General features: G+C 74.2%; 19 protein-coding genes. 15 read left to right on the top strand and 4 right to left on the bottom strand.

The window, feature by feature from the left end; genetic code table 11:
- Positions 1-54: 54 nt before the first annotated feature.
- Both ACFZP7_RS26785 and ACFZP7_RS26780 read left to right on the top strand, forming a co-directional pair.
- The gene (locus ACFZP7_RS26785; RefSeq protein ID WP_385636220.1) at positions 55-762 is read left to right on the top strand and encodes a response regulator transcription factor; all 708 of its coding nucleotides are present in this window, start codon (positions 55-57) and stop codon (positions 760-762) included.
- On the top strand, positions 759-2192 hold the full coding sequence (locus tag ACFZP7_RS26780) for a sensor histidine kinase (RefSeq protein ID WP_385636217.1): 1434 nt from the start codon (positions 759-761) through the stop codon (positions 2190-2192). Before ACFZP7_RS26785 ends, ACFZP7_RS26780 begins: the two co-directional genes overlap by 4 nt.
- Positions 2193-2201: 9 nt before the next feature.
- Here ACFZP7_RS26780 and msrB read toward each other — a convergent pair whose 3' ends face one another.
- From msrB to ACFZP7_RS26760, 4 genes are all read right to left on the bottom strand, one after another.
- Positions 2202-2609 carry a peptide-methionine (R)-S-oxide reductase MsrB gene (gene msrB, locus ACFZP7_RS26775; RefSeq protein WP_030974727.1) on the bottom strand — a complete coding sequence of 136 codons (408 nt, stop codon included), beginning with the start codon at positions 2607-2609 and terminating at the stop codon, positions 2202-2204.
- Between the two features lie 14 nt (positions 2610-2623).
- On the bottom strand, positions 2624-4021 hold the full coding sequence (gene murC / locus ACFZP7_RS26770; protein ID WP_137961750.1) for a UDP-N-acetylmuramate--L-alanine ligase: 1398 nt from the start codon (positions 4019-4021) through the stop codon (positions 2624-2626).
- A gap of 86 nt (positions 4022-4107) precedes the next feature.
- Positions 4108-4581: a hypothetical protein gene (locus ACFZP7_RS26765; protein ID WP_030974723.1), complete on the bottom strand. Its 474-nt coding sequence runs from the start codon at positions 4579-4581 to the stop codon at positions 4108-4110.
- A 163-nt stretch (positions 4582-4744) separates the two neighbouring features.
- Positions 4745-5596: a pyrimidine reductase family protein gene (locus ACFZP7_RS26760; RefSeq protein ID WP_385636214.1), complete on the bottom strand. Its 852-nt coding sequence runs from the start codon at positions 5594-5596 to the stop codon at positions 4745-4747.
- Positions 5597-6108: 512 nt separating this feature from the next.
- Here ACFZP7_RS26760 and zapE point away from each other — a divergent pair.
- From zapE to ACFZP7_RS26695, 13 genes are all read left to right on the top strand, one after another.
- Positions 6109-7233, top strand: coding sequence for a cell division protein ZapE (zapE, locus tag ACFZP7_RS26755; protein WP_385636211.1), 1125 nt, complete (start codon positions 6109-6111; stop codon positions 7231-7233).
- Positions 7234-7421: 188 nt separating this feature from the next.
- On the top strand, positions 7422-7823 hold the full coding sequence (locus ACFZP7_RS26750; RefSeq protein WP_385636209.1) for a hypothetical protein: 402 nt from the start codon (positions 7422-7424) through the stop codon (positions 7821-7823).
- An 80-nt stretch (positions 7824-7903) separates the two neighbouring features.
- The gene (locus tag ACFZP7_RS26745; RefSeq protein ID WP_046248382.1) at positions 7904-8485 is read left to right on the top strand and encodes a carbonic anhydrase; all 582 of its coding nucleotides are present in this window, start codon (positions 7904-7906) and stop codon (positions 8483-8485) included.
- 8 nt (positions 8486-8493) lie between these two features.
- Positions 8494-9975, top strand: coding sequence for a SulP family inorganic anion transporter (locus ACFZP7_RS26740; RefSeq protein WP_046248381.1), 1482 nt, complete (start codon positions 8494-8496; stop codon positions 9973-9975).
- 153 nt (positions 9976-10128) lie between these two features.
- Positions 10129-10929: a slipin family protein gene (locus ACFZP7_RS26735; protein ID WP_270892000.1), complete on the top strand. Its 801-nt coding sequence runs from the start codon at positions 10129-10131 to the stop codon at positions 10927-10929.
- Between the two features lie 88 nt (positions 10930-11017).
- Positions 11018-12400: a PhoX family protein gene (locus ACFZP7_RS26730; RefSeq protein WP_019325987.1), complete on the top strand. Its 1383-nt coding sequence runs from the start codon at positions 11018-11020 to the stop codon at positions 12398-12400.
- A 55-nt stretch (positions 12401-12455) separates the two neighbouring features.
- Complete coding sequence (locus tag ACFZP7_RS26725) at positions 12456-13979, top strand: FAD-dependent oxidoreductase (RefSeq protein WP_385636206.1); 1524 nt, start codon at positions 12456-12458, stop codon at positions 13977-13979.
- A 95-nt stretch (positions 13980-14074) separates the two neighbouring features.
- Entirely contained in the window at positions 14075-14941 is an 867-nt protein-coding gene (locus ACFZP7_RS26720) for a polysaccharide deacetylase family protein (RefSeq protein ID WP_030974702.1), read from the top strand.
- Positions 14942-14959: 18 nt separating this feature from the next.
- The gene (locus ACFZP7_RS26715) at positions 14960-15157 is read left to right on the top strand and encodes a hypothetical protein (protein ID WP_019325984.1); all 198 of its coding nucleotides are present in this window, start codon (positions 14960-14962) and stop codon (positions 15155-15157) included.
- Between the two features lie 55 nt (positions 15158-15212).
- On the top strand, positions 15213-15932 hold the full coding sequence (locus ACFZP7_RS26710; RefSeq protein ID WP_030974699.1) for a peptidyl-tRNA hydrolase: 720 nt from the start codon (positions 15213-15215) through the stop codon (positions 15930-15932).
- A gap of 61 nt (positions 15933-15993) precedes the next feature.
- Complete coding sequence (locus tag ACFZP7_RS26705; protein ID WP_385636204.1) at positions 15994-16566, top strand: GNAT family N-acetyltransferase; 573 nt, start codon at positions 15994-15996, stop codon at positions 16564-16566.
- A gap of 122 nt (positions 16567-16688) precedes the next feature.
- Entirely contained in the window at positions 16689-18011 is a 1323-nt protein-coding gene (locus ACFZP7_RS26700; RefSeq protein ID WP_385636201.1) for a DUF692 domain-containing protein, read from the top strand.
- Between the two features lie 113 nt (positions 18012-18124).
- Complete coding sequence (locus ACFZP7_RS26695) at positions 18125-18919, top strand: TIGR04222 domain-containing membrane protein (protein WP_031015672.1); 795 nt, start codon at positions 18125-18127, stop codon at positions 18917-18919.
- Positions 18920-18927: the final 8 nt, after the last annotated feature.

Here is an 18927-nt window from a genome sequence, read left to right as displayed (position 1 = left end):
CGGTCCACTCCCGGGTCCTTATCGATCGGGCGGCCGGTGGCGCAGTATGTGCGGGTGGAAAAAGTACGCCTCCTCGTGGTGGACGACGACCCGCCCATCGCCGATCTCGTGGCCACGGTCGCCCGCTACGAGGGCTGGGAGGCGGTCACCGCCGACTCCGGCGAGCAGGCGCTGCGGCTGGCCGGTGACTTCCGGCCGGACATCGTGGTGCTGGACCTGATGCTGCCGGACGTCGACGGCTTCGGGGTGCTGGACCGGCTGCGCCGCTCGGGCACGATGGTGCCGGTGGTGTTCCTCACCGCCCGCGACGGGGTCGCCGACCGGGTGGCGGGGCTGACCCGGGGCGGGGACGACTACCTGGTCAAGCCGTTCGCGGTGGAGGAGTTGATGGCCCGGCTGCGGACCGTGCTGCGGCGCAGCGCCGGGCCGGACCACCCGCGGTCGGTGCTGCGGGTGGCGGACCTGACGATGGACGAGGACACCCGGGAGGTGCGCCGGGGCGAGCGGCGGCTGTCGCTGACGCCGACGGAGTACGAGGTGCTGCGCTATCTGATGCGCAGGTCGCCGGCGGTGCTGACCAAGGCGCAGATCCTCGACCACGTGTGGGAGTACGGCTTCGGCGGCCGGTCCAACGTCGTGGAGCTGGTCGTCAGCCGGCTGCGCCGCAAGCTCGACGACGCCGCGTCCGACGGCGATGACGCCGAGCCTCTGATCCGGACGGTGCGCGGCTTCGGATACATGATCCGGCCGGCGGCCCGGTGATACGGCGCTGGTGGCGGGCCTACCGCGGACTGCGGCTCGGGACCCGGCTGGCGCTGGGCCTGGGCGTGCTGTCGCTGGCGGTGTTCGCCGTGGTCGGCACGGCGCTGACCGCGTACATGCGGGACTATCTGGAACGCCAGCTCGCCGACCAGATGAAGCTGGTGCAGGCCGTGCAGTCCAAGGACGCGGCGGCGCACGGCACGGTGCGGCGCAAGCCGTACTACGGCTGGTACACGGCCGTCTACGACGTCTCCGGCGGCTCCGCCGACCTGCGCACGCCCGCCGAGGTGCCGGCGGACAGCCGGGCCCTGACCGACCTGGCGCGCACGACGGCCCGTGCCGAGGAGGACCTGACCCGCACCGTGCGGATCGACGGCCACGGCCCCTATCTGCTGCGGGCCTGCGAGGTGGAGCCCGGGGTGGTGCTGGTCAGCGCCGCGCCGATGGGGGACGTCGAGGACACCGTGGACCGGTTGATCGCGGTGCAGGCCGTCGTGTTCGGCCTGGCGCTGCTGGCGCTGGTGCTGTTCGGGCGGCGGATGCTGCGGCGCGGACTGAAGCCGCTGAGCGACATGGCGGGCACGGCGCACGGCATCGCCTCGCACGACCTGTCCGAGTCGGCCGCCCGGCTGCCGCTGCGGGTGGACGGCCGGGACGGCGGCCGGGAGGTGGCGGAGCTGCGGACCGCGTTCAACACGATGCTGGAGCACATCGACGCCTCGCTGGCGGTGCGCGCCGAGTCCGAGCAGCGGCTGCGCCGCTTCGTCGCGGACGCCTCGCACGAGCTGCGCACCCCGCTGATGTCGGTGCGGGGCTACGCCGACCTGTTCCGGTACGCGGCGGCCAACGAGCCCGGGGAGCGGGAGCGGCACCTGGCCCGGCTGCGCGCCGAGGCTGCCCGGATGGGGGTGCTCCTCGACGACCTGCTGCTCCTCGCCCGGCTGGACGCGGCCGAGGTGGAGGCGCCGCTGCGCTGGGAGGAGGCGGACCTGGCGGAGCTGGTCCGGCAGGCGGCCGACGCCTTCCGCGCCGGTCATCCGGACCATCCGCTGACGGTGACGGCCGGGCCGGCGGCGGTGAAGCTGCGCATGGACCCGCAACGCATCCGGCAGGTGCTCGACAACCTGCTCACCAACGCGGCCGTGCACACCCCACCGGGCACGAAGGTCTCGGTCACGGTGTCGGCGGCGGACGACAGCGTGACGATGGCCGTCGCGGACACCGGGCCGGGTGTCCCGACGGCCGACCGGGAGCGGATCTTCGACCGCTTCTACCGCGTCGACAAGGCCCGCAGCCGCGACCGGGGCGGCAGCGGGCTGGGCCTCTCCGTCGCCGGCTCCCTGGTGCGGGCGCACGGCGGCAGGATCTCGCTGGGCGGCGAACCGGGGACGACGGTCTTCACCGTGACGCTCCCGGCCGCCGCCGACTGAGCGGGTGCCTCAGCCCTCGGCGGGCTGGAGCCGCAGCGCGATGCTGTTGATGCAGTACCGCTGGTCGGTCGGGGTCGGGTAGCCCTCGCCCTTGAAGACATGGCCGAGGTGCGAACCGCAGCGCGCGCACCGCACCTCCGTGCGGACCATGCCGTGCGAGCGGTCCTCGATCAGCTCGACGGCGTCGGTGTCCTTCGGGTCGAAGAAGGACGGCCAGCCGCAGTGCGACTCGAACTTCGTCTCCGAGGTGAACAGGTCGGCGCCGCAGGCACGGCAGGAGTAGACGCCCTCGGTCTTGGTGTCGGTGTACTCACCGGTGAAGGCGGGCTCGGTGGCGGCCTGCCGCAGCACGGCGTACTCGGCCGGGGCCAGCTCCGCGCGCCACTGCTCGTCCGGCTTCTCGACGTCGTACGACATGAGTCCTCAGCCCCTTACTTCGCCTTGCTCGACAGCTCGTCCAGGATGCGCGGTCCGAGGTCGGTGACGTCGCCCGCGCCCATGGTGAGAACGAGATCACCGGCCTTCGCCATTCCCGCGACCACCGCGGGCGACTCGGCCTTGTCGTGCACCGGCGTCACGTCCGCGCCCGCGGCGCGGGCCGCCTCGATGATCAGCTCGCTGGTGACGCCCGGGATCGGGTCCTCGCGCGCCGGGTAGATGTCGAGGACGACCGAGGCGTCCGCCAGCGCCAGCGCCTGGCCCATCTCCTTGCCCAGCTCCTGGGTGCGGGAGAACAGGTGGGGCTGGAAGAGGACGAGGATGCGGGCCTCGCCGACGGCGGCGCGCATGGCCTCCAGGTCGGCGGTCATCTCGGTGGGGTGGTGCGCGTAGGAGTCGACGACCTGGACGCCGGCCGCCTCGCCCTTGAGCTGGAGGCGCCGCTTGACGCCCGTGTAGGCGGCCAGCGCGGGGGCCAGCTCGGCGGCGGGGACGCCGAGGGCCGCGCCCGCGGCGAGGGCGGCGACGGCGTTGTGGGCGTAGTGGCGGCCGGGGACGGAGACGGTGAAGGTCAGCTCGGCGCCGTCCAGGACGACGGTGACCTCGCTCTTGAGGCCCTGCGGGACGACCGACAGGATGCGCACGTCGGCGTCCTCGGACTCCCCGTACGTCACCGTCCGCACCTTGCCGGCCAGCCGCCGGGTCAGCTCCCGGGAGCCCTCGTGGTCGGCGGCGATCACCAGGGTGCCGCCGGGGACGATCCGGCCGGCGAAGGTCTCGAAGGACTCGTAGATCTCGTCCATCGAGGCGTAGTTGGCGTGGTGGTCCAGCTCCACGTTGAGGACGATGGCGACCTCGGGGGCGTACTTGTGGAAGCTGCGGTCGCTCTCGTCGGCCTCGGCGACGAAGATCTCGCCCTCGCCGTGCAGGGCGTTGGAGCCGGGCGCGTCCAGGTCGCCGCCGATCGCGTACGACGGGTTCAGGCCCAGCTCGGACAGGGAGACCGCCAGCATCGAGGTGGTGGTGGTCTTGCCGTGGGTGCCGGCGACGGCGAGCGGGCGCGTCCCGTGCATCAGGGCGGCGAGGGCGTCGGAGCGGTGGACGACCGGGATGCCCAGCTCGGCGGCGCGGGCCAGCTCCGGGTTGTCCTCGCGGATCGCCGAGGAGACGACCACGCAGGTCGCGTCGTCGGCGAGGTGCGCGGCCGCGTGCCCGATGTGCACGGTGGCGCCCAGCGCGCGCAGGGCCTCGGCGGTCGCGGACTCCTTGGCGTCACTGCCCGCAACCGCGGCCCCGCGCTGGGCGAGGATCTTGGCGATGCCCGACATTCCGGCGCCGCCGATGCCGATGAAGTGCGGTCGGTCCATGGCGGTAGGAAGGCCGGGTGCCATGCGCTGTTCTCCCCAGAGGTGCGACGGGTGTCCGTGGGTGGTCTGCCGGTGGGCGCGCCCCCGGCGGGCGGGAGCGCGGCCCAAGCCTATGCCTTGCTGTGGGAGAACAGTTTCAGGACCGGCACGCCGACCTTGTGGCGGGCCCGCGAGGCCCAGTCCCGGTGGAAGAACTCCTCGACGTAGTGCGGGTCGGTCAGGACGATCACCTCGTCCGCGCCGATCTCCATGACCAGGGATTTCAGCTCGTCCAGCGGGTGGTCCTCGATCAGGCGGCCCTCCGCCCGGGCGCCGGACGCGCGCAGGGCGGTGAGGGACACCTCCAGGGCCCGCTGCCCGACGCTCTGCGCCTCCTCGCCCTCGGGCGTCTCGCCCTCCCGCACGGCGTCGTCCAGCTCACCGAGCGCGACGTCGTCGATCGCTCTCAGCAGCCGGTCCGCCTGGTCGCCGCGCGGCTGGAGCAGCACGTGGAAGGCGGTCTCCTCCTCGCCGTGCAAGGTGGTGACGAACTCCACGTCGGCGGACGTCATGGCCTTCTCGATCATCAAAACGCTTGTGAACACCAGGCGCCCCTTCTCCTTCGAGAGCCCGCGGGCCCTCCTTCCACGGGTCGTACCGAACCCTGCGGAAACCATCCTGCCCCGTGATCGCACGGGTACTGCCGGATTCAGTGTGCCCGTCGCGGACTAAACGGAACGGCAGATTCCGCCGATTCCCGGAAGCGCGCTAACGCCCGAACCCCAGTCCGGTCGCCGCCGCCGGGCCCGGGGCGGAACGGCCCTGGTCGCGCCGGTACCGGCTGAAGAGGAAACCTTCCTCCTCCAACAGGGACTCCAACACGAACCGCCGCGGGACCTCGACCGACGGCCCGCCCGCGATCCGCTGGGCGCCGCCCGCGGTGAGCGTCGGCGAGATCGTCAGACACAGCTCGTCGAGCACCCCGGAGGCGATGAACTGCCCGAGCAGCCGCGGGCCGCCCTCGGTCAGCAGCCGGGTGTACCCGAGCGCGGCCAGCGCCTCGACGGCGCGGGCCGGGTCCACGCCGACGCCGTCACCGGCGATCACCACCCGGGCTCCGGCCCTCTCGGCGGCCGCGATCCGGTCGGGGGGCGCGGCGGCACCGGTCAGGACCAGGGTGGGCACCAGCGGCGAGGTGTACAGCGGCAGCGAGAAGTCCAGCTCCAGGCCGGCGCTGACCACGGCGATCGCCGGCGCGGGGCGCTGCCCGGCGGCTTCGCGCAGCTCCGCGAACCCGGCGCGCGACCGGGCCGGGCGGTACCCCTCCTGGCGCACGGTCTCGGCGCCGGCGATCACGACGTCCGCGAGGGCGCGCAGGGTGCCGAAGACGCGCATGTCGGCCGCGCCCGAGATGGGCTGGGAGCGGCCGTCGTGCTGGGCCGCGCCGTCGAGGGTGGAGACCATGTTCGCCCGCAGCCAGGCGCCCGAGCCCGTCCACCGGTCCGGCTCGGGATAGGCGTAGGCCGCGGCCAGCTCGGCCAGGCTCCACTCCCGGTCGGCCCCGTCGAGGGCGGGGCCGGCTGTCTGATCGGTCACAGGGACGGGGAACAGGCGTCGCATGCGGTGCAGTGTTCCACGCGCCGGGTCACCGAACCGCGCGGCCGTTCGGGTACCGCCCGTTCACGCGGGGGCGGGGGCGGGCGCAGGGGCGGGGGCGTTAGCCCAGAGCGCGCTCCCCGTGATCGCGAGCCTCGTGCCGCCGGGCGGCGGACGGGCACGGGCGGGCGCGGCGGCCCCCCGCGAGCGCCGGACCGCGCCACCCACCCCCGCCCGGCCCGCACACCCCGGACCACCACGCGGCACCACCCGGCCCGCACGCCCCGGACCACCACGCGGCACCACCCGGCCCGGGCACGCCGGCCCCCGCTCCGGCCCGACCCTCGTCGAAGCCGCCCCCCTCCGCCCCGGCCCGCCCCACACCGAAACGGCCCCCCTGCCCCGGCCACCCGGGCCGAGACGGCCGCCCCCCTGCCCCGGCCACCCCTGCCGAGACAGGCACCCCCGCCCCGCACCGCCCCACCCCGCACCGCACCGAAGCCGCCCCCTCCGCGCAGGCCCTACCATGGACCACCGTGTCGTCCTCCTCCCCCTCCTCCGGTTCCGCCGCCCCCGGCCCCGCCCCGATAGCCGGGACGGCCTCCGCCCCGCTCTCCCTGTGCGCCCGCGAGCCCCACGTCCCCGCGGAGCGCCTGGTCGCCGAGATGGTGCCCCCGCCCCGCTTCGACTCGGTCCGCTTCAGCACGTACATCCCGGACCCGAACCAGCCCAGCCAGAGCGAGGCCGTACGGGTCCTGGAGGAGTTCGCGACCGGACTGGGCGCGAGCCCCGCCGCCACCGGCAAGCGCGGCTTCCTCGGCTTCGGCCGGAGCAAGGCCCCGAAGGCCCCCGCCGGCCCCCGCGGCGTCTACCTCGACGGCGGTTACGGCGTCGGCAAGACCCACCTGCTGGCCTCCCTGTGGCACGCCACCCCGGCGGAGCCGGAGCGCAAGGCGTTCGGCACCTTCGTGGAGCTGACCAACCTCGTGGGCGCCCTCGGCTTCCAGCAGACCGTGCGTACCCTCTCCGACCACCGCCTGCTGTGCATCGACGAGTTCGAGCTGGACGACCCCGGCGACACCGTCCTGGTCTCCAGCCTGCTCGCCCGGCTCGTCGAGGCCGGCGTCGCGCTCGCCGCCACCTCCAACACGCTGCCGGGCAAGCTCGGCGAGGGACGCTTCGCCGCCGCCGACTTCCTGCGCGAGATCCAGGGCCTGTCCGCCCACTTCCGCACCCTGCGCATCGACGGCGAGGACTACCGCCACCGCGGCCTGCCCGAGGCACCGGCCCCCTACTCCGACGAGCAGGTCACCCGCGCGGCACGGGCCACCGAGGGCGCCTCGCTGGACGACTTCCCGGCCCTCCTGGACCACCTCGCCCGCGTCCACCCCAGCCGCTACGGCGCCCTGACCGACGGCCTCGCCGCCGTCTGCCTGACCGGCGTGCGCCCGGTGCCCGACCAGTCGACGGCGCTGCGCCTGGTCGTCCTCGCCGACCGGCTCTACGACCGCGAGGTGCCCGTGCTCGCCTCCGGGCTGCCCTTCGACCGGCTCTTCGGCGAGGAGATGCTGAAGGGCGGGTACCGCAAGAAGTACTTCCGGGCGATCTCCCGCCTCACCGCGCTCGCCCGGGACGCGGCCCGACTGGTCGACACCCCCTGAGGAACGGTCGGTTCCCGCCAACCAACCCGCCATTTTGAGGCTCTTCCCGGCCCGTAACGCCACGTTAACCCTGCAAAGTCCTTTGCAGGGTTAACGTGTTTCTTGACCGCGCGTTGACCATGCTTTTGCCGGGCGTTGACCTGTGTCCCGGCATATACCAGCGGCAGGAAATGCCTGGAAGGGGGCGCATGTTCCGAGGCACGACGGCCCGGACCGTGGTTCCGATCCTCGCCGCCGTCCTGTTCGCGCTCCAGTTCTTCACTCCCGCCGCATCCTTCGCATCCGCGCATACGAGCGGTGATGCCGTGGCCCACGCCCGCCCCGGAGACCCCGCCTCGGGCCTGGCGCCGCACGACGAGACCGCCACCTGCCACGAGGGCGGCCGCACGGGCGATCCGACCACCGCCCCGCGCGTCCGCGACCGTCACCGCGGCACCGCCGCGCCCCAGCCCGACACCCCTCAGCGCGCGCTGCACCGACACGCGGTGCCGGCGGTACCCGAACCCGTCGACCCCGGGCGCGGCGCCGGGCACCCCTCGAGACCGGCGGCGGACCACTCCCCCGCGACCCTCCAGGTCTTCCGCTGCTGAGAGACCGGCCGGCACATCCCCCACCTCTGTCCCGACCGTCCGACGCGCCCCCACGGCGCGCCAGGAGGAACCACCGCATCATGCAGCCCCTCATCGACAACGCCCGCACGTTCGGACAGCGCCCTGAGGAGTTCGCCGGGCACGCCGAAGGCCAGTCGCCCGAAGTCCTGTTCATCACCTGCTCCGACTCCCGGGTCGTACCGGCCCTGATCACCGGGGCCCGGCCCGGCCAGCTCTTCGAGCTGCGCACCGCCGGCAACATCGTCCCGCCGCACGGCGCCGGGCGCCCCTCCGGCGAGGCGGCCACGATCGAGTACGCCGTCGAGGTCCTCGGCGTCACCGACATCGTGGTCTGCGGCCACTCGCACTGCGGCGCCGTCGGCGCCCTGGTGCGCGGGGACGACCTGACCGCCGTACCCGCCGTCCGCGACTGGCTGGCCGAGGCCGCGGACGAGCCGAAGCCCTGCGACCCCGCCGACCCCACGGTCGCCGAGGCCGTCCAGCACCACGTCCTGTCGCAGCTGCTGCGCCTGCGCTCCTACCCGTGTGTGGAGCGGCGGCTGACGGAGGGCCGGCTGCGGATGCACGGCTGGTACTACGAGGTCCACACCGGGGTCGTACGCGAACACCGGGCGGACACCGACACGTTCGAGACGCTGTGAGCGCCGCGATGACCTCGATATCCCGCAAGTTCCCGCATCTGCGGCAGGACTTCACCGCCTCGCTCGTCGTCTTCCTGGTCGCCCTCCCGCTGTGCGTGGGGGTGGCCGTCGCCTCCGGTGTCCCGGCCGAACTCGGCCTGGTCACGGGCATCGTGGGCGGCCTGGTGACCGGACTCCTGCCGGGCAGCAGCCTCCAGGTGTCCGGTCCGGCCGCCGGCCTGACCGTGCTGGTCTTCGGCGCGGTCGACTCCTACGGACTGGCCGCACTCGGCGTGATCGTGCTGGCCACCGGTCTGATCCAGCTCGCGATGGGCGCCCTGAAACTCGGGCGCTGGTTCCGGGCGATCTCCCTGTCGGTCGTCGAGGGCATGCTGGCCGGCATCGGCCTGGTGCTCATCGCCGGCCAGCTCTACTCGGCGGCCGGGCTGGAGGCGCCCTCCTCCGGCGTCGACAAGCTCATCGGGCTGCCCGGGGCCGCCGCCGACGCGCTGGGCAGCACCGAGGCGCTGACCTCGCTCGCCCTCGGCGCGGGCACCGTCGCGGTGATGGTGCTGTGGAAGCGGCTGCCGAAGGCGGCGCAGACCGTGCCGGGCGCGCTGGCCGCGGTCGGCCTGGCCACGGCCGTCACGGCGGCGTTCGGACTGTCGGTGGCGACCGTCGAGGTGAGCGGCCTGCTGGACGTGATCCAGCCGCCCGGCGCCGACGCCTTCGGCGAGCTGGCGAACGTGGGCCTGCTGGGCACGATCGTCGCCTTCACGCTGATCGCCTCGGCGGAGAGCCTGTTCAGCGCCGCGGCGGTGGACCGGCTCCACAAGGGCCCCCGCACCGAGTACAACAAGGAGCTGATGGCGCAGGGCGCCGGCAACACGGTGTGCGGCGTCCTCGGCGCGCTGCCGATGACCGCGGTCATCGTGCGCAGCTCCGCCAATGTGAGCGCGGGCGCGCGCACCAAGGCGTCCCGGGTGATGCACGGGGTGTGGCTGCTGCTGTTCGCGGCGCTGCTGCCGTCCGTGCTGGCCCTGATCCCGCTGCCCGCGCTGGCGGGCATCCTGGTCCACGCGGGCTGGAAGCTGATCCCGTTCCGCAGCATCGTGCCGCTGTGGCGCGATCACCGGGGCGAGGCGCTGATCCTGGTGGTCACGGCGGTGTCCATCGTCGCGGTGAACATGTTCGAGGGCGTGCTGATCGGTCTGGCCCTGTCCGTGGTCAAGACCGCCTGGGAGGCCTCGCACCTCAAGCTGGAGATCGTCGACAAGGGCGCCGGCCCGATCCAGGCGCACCTGACGGGCAACGCGACCTTCCTCCGGCTGCCGAAGATCCTGGAGAGCCTGGAGGCGCTGCCGCAGGACCGGCCGGTCGAGCTGGACCTGTCCGGGCTGCACCACCTGGACCACGCCTGCCGCACCGCGCTGGAGAACTGGGCCGAACGGCACAGCTCCGCCGGCACGGACCCGGTGAAGGTCACCGAACCGGCGACGGCGGCGGTGTAGGCCCGTCGGCACAGGTCGGCGTGCGTCGGTGATGGTCGGCACCTCGTCGACCTGCGGAGGTCCGGTCCGGGGCATGGCCTCGGGCCGGGCCTCCGGCATATCGTGACAGGAGTGGGCGAATCGGTCCTCAGTCCTCAGTGCGAGGAGGTCGCCATGCTCCAGGAGCTGCTGACTGCGGCTGCCGCCGCCGGGAGCGCCGGGGTGCTGTACTTCGCGTCGGCGGCGCGGATCGTCAAGCAGTACGAGCGCGGGGTCGTCCTCCGGCTCGGCCGGCTCACCGGTGAGGTGCGGCAGCCCGGCTTCACCCTGATCGTTCCCGTGGTGGACCGGCTGCACAAGGTCAACATGCAGATCGTGACGCTGCCGGTGCCCGCCCAGGAAGGCATCACCCGGGACAACGTGACCGTCCGCGTGGACGCGGTCGTCTACTTCAAGGTGGTCGACGCCGCCAACGCGCTCATCCGCGTCGAGGACTACAAGTTCGCCGTGTCCCAGATGGCGCAGACGTCGCTGCGGTCGATCATCGGCAAGAGCGACCTGGACGACCTGCTGTCCAACCGGGAGAAGCTGAACCAGGGCCTGGAGCTGATGATCGACAGCCCCGCCGTCGGCTGGGGCGTGCAGATCGACCGTGTAGAGATCAAGGACGTGTCGCTGCCCGAGACCATGAAACGCTCGATGGCCCGGCAGGCCGAGGCCGACCGCGAGCGGCGGGCCCGGGTCATCAACGCCGATGCCGAGCGCCAGGCGTCCAAGGTGCTCGCCGAGGCCGCCCGGGAGATGTCCGAGACCCCGGCCGCGCTGCAACTGCGGCTGCTGCAGACGGTGGTGGCGGTGGCCGCCGAGAAGAACTCGACCCTGGTACTGCCGTTCCCGGTGGAGCTGCTGCGGTTCCTGGAGAACCCGCAGCGGGTGCCGGCCGGCCCCACCCCTGAGCGGCCGGCCGCCACGTGACGCGTGTAGCGCGCATGGTTCCCGGGAAACGTGCCAGGTGATAGACACAGCGGGTCACAGTCCTGTCCGCCAGCAGGAAGGTCACCCCATGTCCATCTCCAGCCGTCCGGCGACTCGACGCCAGGTACTAGCCCGCAGCGGGGCCCTGGGCGCAGGCATCGCCTTCACCGGAGCCCTCTCCGAACTCTTCGCCGGCACCGCCGCCGCGCAGTCCCTGGGCCACGCCGGATACGGCCCCCTGGTCCCCGACCCCGACGGGCTGCTGGACCTGCCCCGGGGGTTCCGCTACCGCGTCCTGTCCCGGGAGGGGGACCAGCTGCGCTCGGGCGAGGGCCCGGTCCCGTCCAACCACGACGGCATGTCCGCCTTCCCGGGCAGACACGGCCGCGTCCACCTCGTGCGCAACCACGAGAACCGCGCCGACGGCCGGGTCCCCGTGCCCACGGTGAAGGGGCTGACGTACGACCCGGAGGGCAAGGGCGGCTGCACCGCCCTCACCCTGGACCACCGCAACCACGTCCGCGACGAACGGGTCGCGATCGCCGGTACGGCCGTCAACTGCGCGGGCGGGCCCACCCCCTGGCACACCTGGCTGACCTGCGAGGAGACCGAGGACAAGGCCGGCACCAACGGCTACACCAAGGACCACGGCTTCATCTTCGAGGTCGACCCGGTGGACCCGCACCGCACCGGCGCCGTACCGCTGACCGCGATGGGCCGCTTCCAGCACGAGGCGATCGCCGTGGACCCGCGCCGGGGCGTCGTCTACGAGACCGAGGACGCCTTCGAGCGGCCGTTCGGCCTCTTCTACCGCTTCCTGCCCGAGAAGCCGCTGGGCGGAACGGGCTCGCTGCGGGCGGGCGGCCGGCTCCAGGCGATGCGGGTGCCGGGCGTGCCGGACCTCTCCTCGATCCAGGAGACCGGCGCGTCCTTCGACGGCGTCGAGTGGGTGGACGTACCCGACCCGCTGGCCGCCGAGACCCCGATCCGGTTCCAGGACTTCGGCCGGGGCGGCATCACCCACGCGCAGAAGCTGGAGGGCTGCTACTGGGGCGGGCGCAGCGTCTACTTCGTGTCCTCCTTCGCCCGCAGCGCGGAGGGCTCGGCGGCCGACCACTACGGGCAGATCTGGCGCTACGACCCCGAGCGGCGCCGGCTCACCCTGGTGATCGTCTTCGGTCCGGACACCGACGTGCGACTGCCGGGCGAGTCCCCGGACAACATCTGCCTGGCACCCAGCGGCGGCCTCATGGTCTGCGAGGACGGCAACGGCGCCCAGCACGTCTACGGCGTCACCCGGCGCGGCGAGGTCTACGCGATGGCCCGCGGCGCCCAGAACATCGGGACGGAGGAGGAGCCCGAGTGGGGTGAGTTCGCCGGGGTGACCTTCTCGCCCGACGGGGACACCATGTACGTCAACTGCTACACGCCCGGGACCACCTTCGCGGTGACCGGCCCCTGGCGCGGGTGACCCCGGGCGCGCCGCCCGGTCACTGAAGCCCCGGCCTGTGGGTACTCGACTCCGCATGACGGAGAACGCGCAGGTCAACGGCTCCTACTGGCTTCAGACGGCACCGGGCGGCGCGCCGCGCCCCGCACTCGCGGAGGATCTCGACGTCGACGTCGCCGTGATCGGCGCGGGCGTCGCCGGGCTCAGCACGGCCTGGGAGCTGGCGCGGGCCGGGCGCAGCGTGGCGGTGCTGGAGGCCGGACGGATCGCCGCCGGGGTCACCGGGCACACCAGCGCCAAGCTGACCGCGCTGCACTCGCTGGTCTACGACAAGCTGCGCCGCACCCGGGGCCCCGAGGGCGCCCGGCTCTACGCCCGCTCGCAGTCCGAGGCGATCGAGCACGCCGCCGGGATCGTGGCCGAGCTGGGCATCGACTGCGACTGGGAGACACGGGACGCGTACACGTACGTCGGCGACCCCGAGCGGGTCGACGAGGTGCGGGCCGAGGCGGCCGCCGCGAAGGAGGCGGGGCTGCCGGCGTCGTTCGTGACCACGACGGGGCTGCCGTTCCCGGTCGCGGGCGCGGTCAAGGTCACCGGGCAGGTCCAGTTCCACCCGCGCAAGTACCTGCTGGCCCTCGCCGAGGACCTGGAGGCGCACGGCGGGCGGATCTTCGAGGGCACCACGGTGCACGGCCTGGACGAGGGCGAGCCGTGCCGGGTGTCGACGGCGTCGGGGGCGACGGTCACCGCCCGGGACGTCGTGGTCGCCACCCACTACCCGATCTTCGACCGGGCCCTGCTCTTCGCCCGTCTCTCCCCGCGCCGCGAACTGGTCGTCGCCGGGAGCATCGAGGCGGACCGCGACGTCGACGGCATGTACATCACGCCGGACGAGAACACCCGTTCGGTCCGTACGGCGCCCCTGGACGAGGCCGGCCGCCGGCTGCTCATCGTCACCGGGGAGCACTTCACCCCGGGCACGGGCGACACCCGGGAGCGCTTCGACCGGCTGTCCGCCTGGACCCGCGAGCACTTCCCCGGCGTCGACCTCACCTACGCCTGGGCCACCCAGGACATCGACCCGACCGACACCGTCCCGATGGTGGGCCCGCTGCACCCCGGCGCCCGGCACACGTACGTCGCCACCGGCTTCGGCGGCTGGGGGCTGAGCGGCGGCATGATGGCGGGCCGGCTGCTCACCGCGCAGATCACCGGCGAGGAGTGCGCGTGGAGCGGCCTGTACGACCCTCGGCGGCTGCGCACGGCGGTGCGCGAGGCGCCGTCGTTCCTCAAGACGCAGGCCGAGGTCGCCCGCCACTTCGTCGGCGACCGCCTGCGGCCCACGCCGCCCGTGGACGCCCTGCCGCCCGGCGAGGGCGCCCTGGTCCGGGTGGGCGGCGACCGGCTCGCCGTCTACCGGGACGAGGCGGGGGCGCTGCACGCCGTGTCGTCGCGCTGCACCCACCTCGGTTGCCTGGTCGCGTTCAACGCCGCCGAGAAGGCATGGGAGTGCCCCTGCCACGGTTCCCGCTTCGACACCGACGGCAAGGTGATCCAGGGCCCGGCGACGAAACCGCTGGAGCGGCGGGAGATCTGATCCGCGGGACGGGGCCTGATCCGGGAGGGTGACCTCCCGGGCACGTCACCCCACATAGTCATACAAACCGAACATCGCGCTCGTACGTTCATGCGGTGACCACTCTTGTACGCCGCGCCGTCGCCCTCTGCGCCCTGGCCGCCTCCTCCGTCGCCCTCGCCGCCTGCGGGGCCACCGAGCCCGGACAGACGCCCCGTCCGGCACCGTCCGCGCCCTCCGCCACCGCGTCCGGGGCCGCCCCGGACCGCGCGCCCACCCTCGCGCCCGGTCCGGCGGGGCTCACCCCCGTCTTCGAGCACGGACCGCGCGCCGCCGGCAGGACGATCGCCCTCACCTTCGACGCCGACATGACGGCCGACCAGGGTCCGCGGGCGGCGGCCGGGGAACGGTTCGACAATCCGGGGCTGATCGCGACGCTGCGGAAGCTGGACGTGCCGGCCACGGTGTTCATGACCGGCCGGTGGGCCGAGGAGTACCCGGACGCCGCCCGCTCCATCGGCGAGGACCCGCGCTTCGAGATCGCCAACCACTCCTACAGCCACTACGCCTACACCGACGACTGCTACGGGCTGCCGAGCGTGTCCGAGGACCGGATGCGGGCCGACGTGGAGCGGGCGTACGCGGCCTTCGAGAAGGCCGGGGTGCCGGACGCGATGCCGTACTTCCGTTTCCCCGGCGGCTGTTACGACGAGGCCGCGCTCAAGGCGCTGCGGGCCACCGGCGTCACCGCCGTGCAGTGGGACGTGGTGAGCGGGGACGCCTTCGCGACCGACGCCGGCGCGGTGGCCCGGCAGGTGCTGGACGGGGCCCGGCCGGGGTCGGTCGTCGTCATGCACTGCACCCGCAGCGCCGCCCCGGTCACCGAGGAGGCGGTGCGCACGATCGTCCCGGCGCTACGGAAGCAGGGCTACCGCTTCGTCAAGGTCTCGGAGCTGATCGGCGCCGCGAACGGCCGCCGCTGACGGGCCTACGCTGGAGGTATGAGCGGCGACGACGACCTGCGCATCGACGACTACTGCCTGATCGACGCGACCCGGCCACCCAAGGCCGACGGCCCGCCGTACGCGGAGTGCGTGCTGTGCCGGGAGCCGACCGAGTACGCCGAGTCGTACAAGGGGATCACCATGTGCCCGCGCTGCGAGTGGCAGGAGGCCCAGCGGACGGCCTGCTCGGGCTGACCCGCGCGAGCGGGGGCCGGGCTCGCGCGTCCGTGCGGCTTGGCAGACTGTCTCCGTGAGCAACGACGCGACGACCCCCGTCCCCGACAGCCCCTTCCGTCCCGAGCCCGGCGACCGCGACCTCGCGCCGCAGTTCGTCCTGCCGCTGGTCGTCCGCATCGAGCGGGCGGCACCGCCGCCGCGTACCGACGCGCTGGAGACCGCGGCCCGGGCGGTGCTGGTGATGCTGGGCGACGAGCGGTCCACCGGCGACGGCGCGTGGGCGCGGGCGATGCGGGACTGGCAGGACGCGCGCATCCGCAAGGTCGTGCGGCGGGCACGCGGCGCCGAGTGGCGGCGGGCCGAGGCCCTGCCCGGCATCACGGTCACCGGGAAGACGGCGGAGGTACGGGTCTTCCCGCCGGTCCCGCTGGACGGCTGGCCCAAGGACCTGGCCCGCCTCCAGGTCTCGGGCACCGACCTCGACGACCCGGAGCCCCCGGCCGACGCCGACCGCTCCGCGCCGGTGCTGTGGATGAACCCGGACCTGGACATGTCGGCCGGCAAGGCGATGGCCCAGGCGGGGCACGGGGCACAGCTCGCCTGGTGGGAGCTGGACGACGCGGCCCGGACCGCCTGGCGGGAGGCGGGCTACCCGCTGGCCGTGCGCACCCCGGGCCCGGACCACTGGCGGACCCTCACGACGAGCGGGCTGCCGGTGGTCCGCGACGCCGGGTACACGGAGATCGCGCCGGGGTCCTGCACGGTGGTGGCGGACCACCCGGCGCTGCGGTAGCCGGCCGGTCCGGGGAACCGGAGGCCGGGCGCGGGCCCGGGCGGCGTGGCATCGTGGTGCCATGACCGTCGACGTGCGCCCGGCCTCCGTCTTCGAGGACGTCCGGGCGGTGCTCGGCCCGAAGTCCCCGCAGGCCGACGTCTGCTGGTGCCTGAGCCACCGCCTCCCGGCCAAGCTCAACAACGAGCTGCGCGGCCCCGCCCGGGGCGCCTACGTCGCCGAGCTGTGCCGGACGGGCTTGCCGCCGGGGGTCCTCGCCCACGACGGGGACGAACCGGTCGGATGGGCCGCCGTCGCGCCGCGCGCGGACACCTCCTACGCGCGCAGCCGCAAGATCCCGCACGTGGACGACCTGCCGGTGTGGTCGCTGTGGTGCGTGCGCGTGCGGCCCGGTCACCGCGGGCGGGGGATCTCGCACGCCCTCATCGCCGGGGCGGTCGACTTCGCCCGCTCCCAGGGGGCCCCGGCGGTCGAGGCGTATCCGCTGGACAACGGGGAGGCCAGGGTCGATCTGACCATGGCGTACGCCGGGCTCCGGAAGAACTTCGAGCGCGCCGGTTTCGTCCACGCCGCCGACACCGCCTCGGTGCTGTCCGGGCACCCCCGGGTGCTGATGCGGCTCGACCTGCGCTGACGTCCGGCTGCCGCCTCCGAACCTCAGATGTTGCTCTGAACATGCCCACTGCGGGGTTCGGGCCGGACGCGGTGGGCGATACCCCCGGCATACCGGCAGGAGGGGGACGGACCATGGAACGCATGCCACGACTGGGCACCGGTATCGGCTGGCGTCCGGAGATCGCGGACGCCGTGGAAGGGATGCCCGGCATCGACTGGGTCGAGGCCGTGTCCGAGAACCTCTGCCCCGGGCACCTGCCCGAGTCCCTGGTCCGGCTGCGCGAGCGCGGGGTGACGGTCGTGCCGCACGGCGTCTCGCTGGGGCTCGGCGGCGCCGAACGGCCGGACCCGGGACGGCTCGCGGCGCTGGCGGAGCGGGCCGAGGCGCTGGGGTCGCCGCTGGTGACCGAGCACATCGCGTTCGTCCGCGCGGGCGGGCCGCTGACCGCCTCGCGACGGCTGGAGGCGGGGCATCTGCTGCCCGTGCCGCGCACCCGCGACGCCCTCGACGTGCTCTGCGAGAACGTGCGCATCGCGCAGGAGGCGCTGCCCGTGCCGCTCGCGGTGGAGAACATCGCCGCGCTCCTCGCCTGGCCCGGCGAGGAGATGACGGAGGGTCAGTTCCTGTACGAGCTGGCCGACCGGACGGGGGTGCGGCTGCTGATCGACGTGGCGAACCTGCACACCAACCACGTCAACCGCGGGGAGGACCCGGCCGAGGCGCTCGGCGACCTGCCCCTGGAGGCCATCGCCTACGTCCATGTCGCGGGCGGCTTCGAGCGGGACGGCGTGTGGCACGACAGCCACGCCCATCCCGTCGCGCAGCCGGTGCTGGACATCCTGACCGACCTCGCCTCGCGGGTGGCCCCGCCCGGGGTCCTGCTGGAGCGCGACGAGAACTTCCCCGCGGCCGGGGAGCTGGAGGGCGAGGTGGCGGCGATCCGCACCGCCGTGGAGAAGGGGCGGGCGACGGGCGCGCCGGCCGTCGGGAGCCGGGCCGCCGCGCCCCCGCGGCCCGGTCCCGCCCGTGCGGCGACCGGCGCGGGGGACGCCGTACGGCAGCGGCTCGCCCTCGATCAGACCGCGCTGCTGTCCGCGCTGGTGGCCGGGACGCCGGTGCCCGAGGGGTTCGACCGGGTGCGGCTGGGCGTGCAGGCCCGGGCGCTGGCCGCGAAGCGGGCGGACGTGGTCGCGAAGGTCGCGCCCGAGCTGCCGGTGTTCCTCGGCGCGGGGTACCGGACGGCTTTCCTCTCCTACGCCCGGCGGCGGCCGATGACCGGCGGCTACCGCCGGGACGCCCTCGACTTCGCCGAGTGGCTGCTGCGGGACGGTCGGGTGCCGGACGGGGCCGTGCGGCGGGAGGTGCGGCAGTGGTGGCTGGAGCGGGAGGGGCCGGTGCCGCGCTCGCGGCGCCCCGGGGTCCGGTGGGCGCGTGCGACCGGGCGGGCGCTGCTGCGCCGCTGACCGGCCGGGTCCGCCCGGGACGGGCCAACGGAACGTCACATCCCCACAACACTGCGTCCCGGAATGTGAACAGGGCATGGCGCCGGCGAAAGTCTTTGGCATAGAAGTACGGCATGTTCTGGGTCCTTCTCCTGCTGCTCGCCTGGGCCGTCGCCGGCCTGGCCTGCCTGCGGCTGTGTCTGGCCGCCGTCCGAGCGGCGGCCGTCGCTCCGCCCGCCGTCGACCGTGCGCACCCGCTGACGCTGTACGAGGCGGCGTTCCTGGCCGGCGGCCCCCGCAGGGTCGCCGACCTGACGCTGGTCTCCATGGCGCGCCAGCGCCGGCTGCTGCTCGCGCACACCGGCTGGGCCACCGTCGTCGACCCGTGCGGGCGGGACGAGATGGAACGGTCGGTGATAGGGGCGATAGGGCCCGGGGGACAGTCCCGGATAGCGCCGGTGCGGTCCGGCGCTGCCGCCGCCGACGCGGTGCGCGCACTGGCCGACCGGCTGGTCCGGGCCGGGCTCGCCGTGCCGGACGACGCCCGCGGTGTCGCGGCCGGGGTCCAACGGGTGCGGGTCGCCGCCCTCGCCGTGGGCGCGCTGGGCGCCGCCGCGCTGGCGCTGCCGCTGCCCGCGGACCAGCCCCGCCCGCTGATCGCCCTGTGGTTCACGCTGCCGCTCGCCCTGACCCTGGGGTGCCTCGCCATCACGCGGATGGAGGCCCACCCGTACTCCCGCTGGGCCTCCCCGGCCGGGCAGCGGCTGATCGGCTCCCTGGTCCGGCAGGCCGACGGCTCGGCCGACGACCGCACGTACCTGACCTCCGTCGCCGTGCGCGGTGTGCACGCGATCGGCGAACCGGACCTGCGCGCGGCCTTCGCCCACCGCGAGCGGTACGTCGAGGAGCGCTGGGAGCGCCGGGCCTGACGCGCCGG

This window comes from Streptomyces sp. SudanB5_2050 (assembly GCF_964272335.1).
In the GTDB taxonomy this organism is placed as follows: domain Bacteria; phylum Actinomycetota; class Actinomycetes; order Streptomycetales; family Streptomycetaceae; genus Streptomyces; species Streptomyces rochei.
The sequence above is the reverse complement of the archived record's forward strand: the minus strand, read 5'-3'. Positions and strand labels throughout refer to the sequence as shown.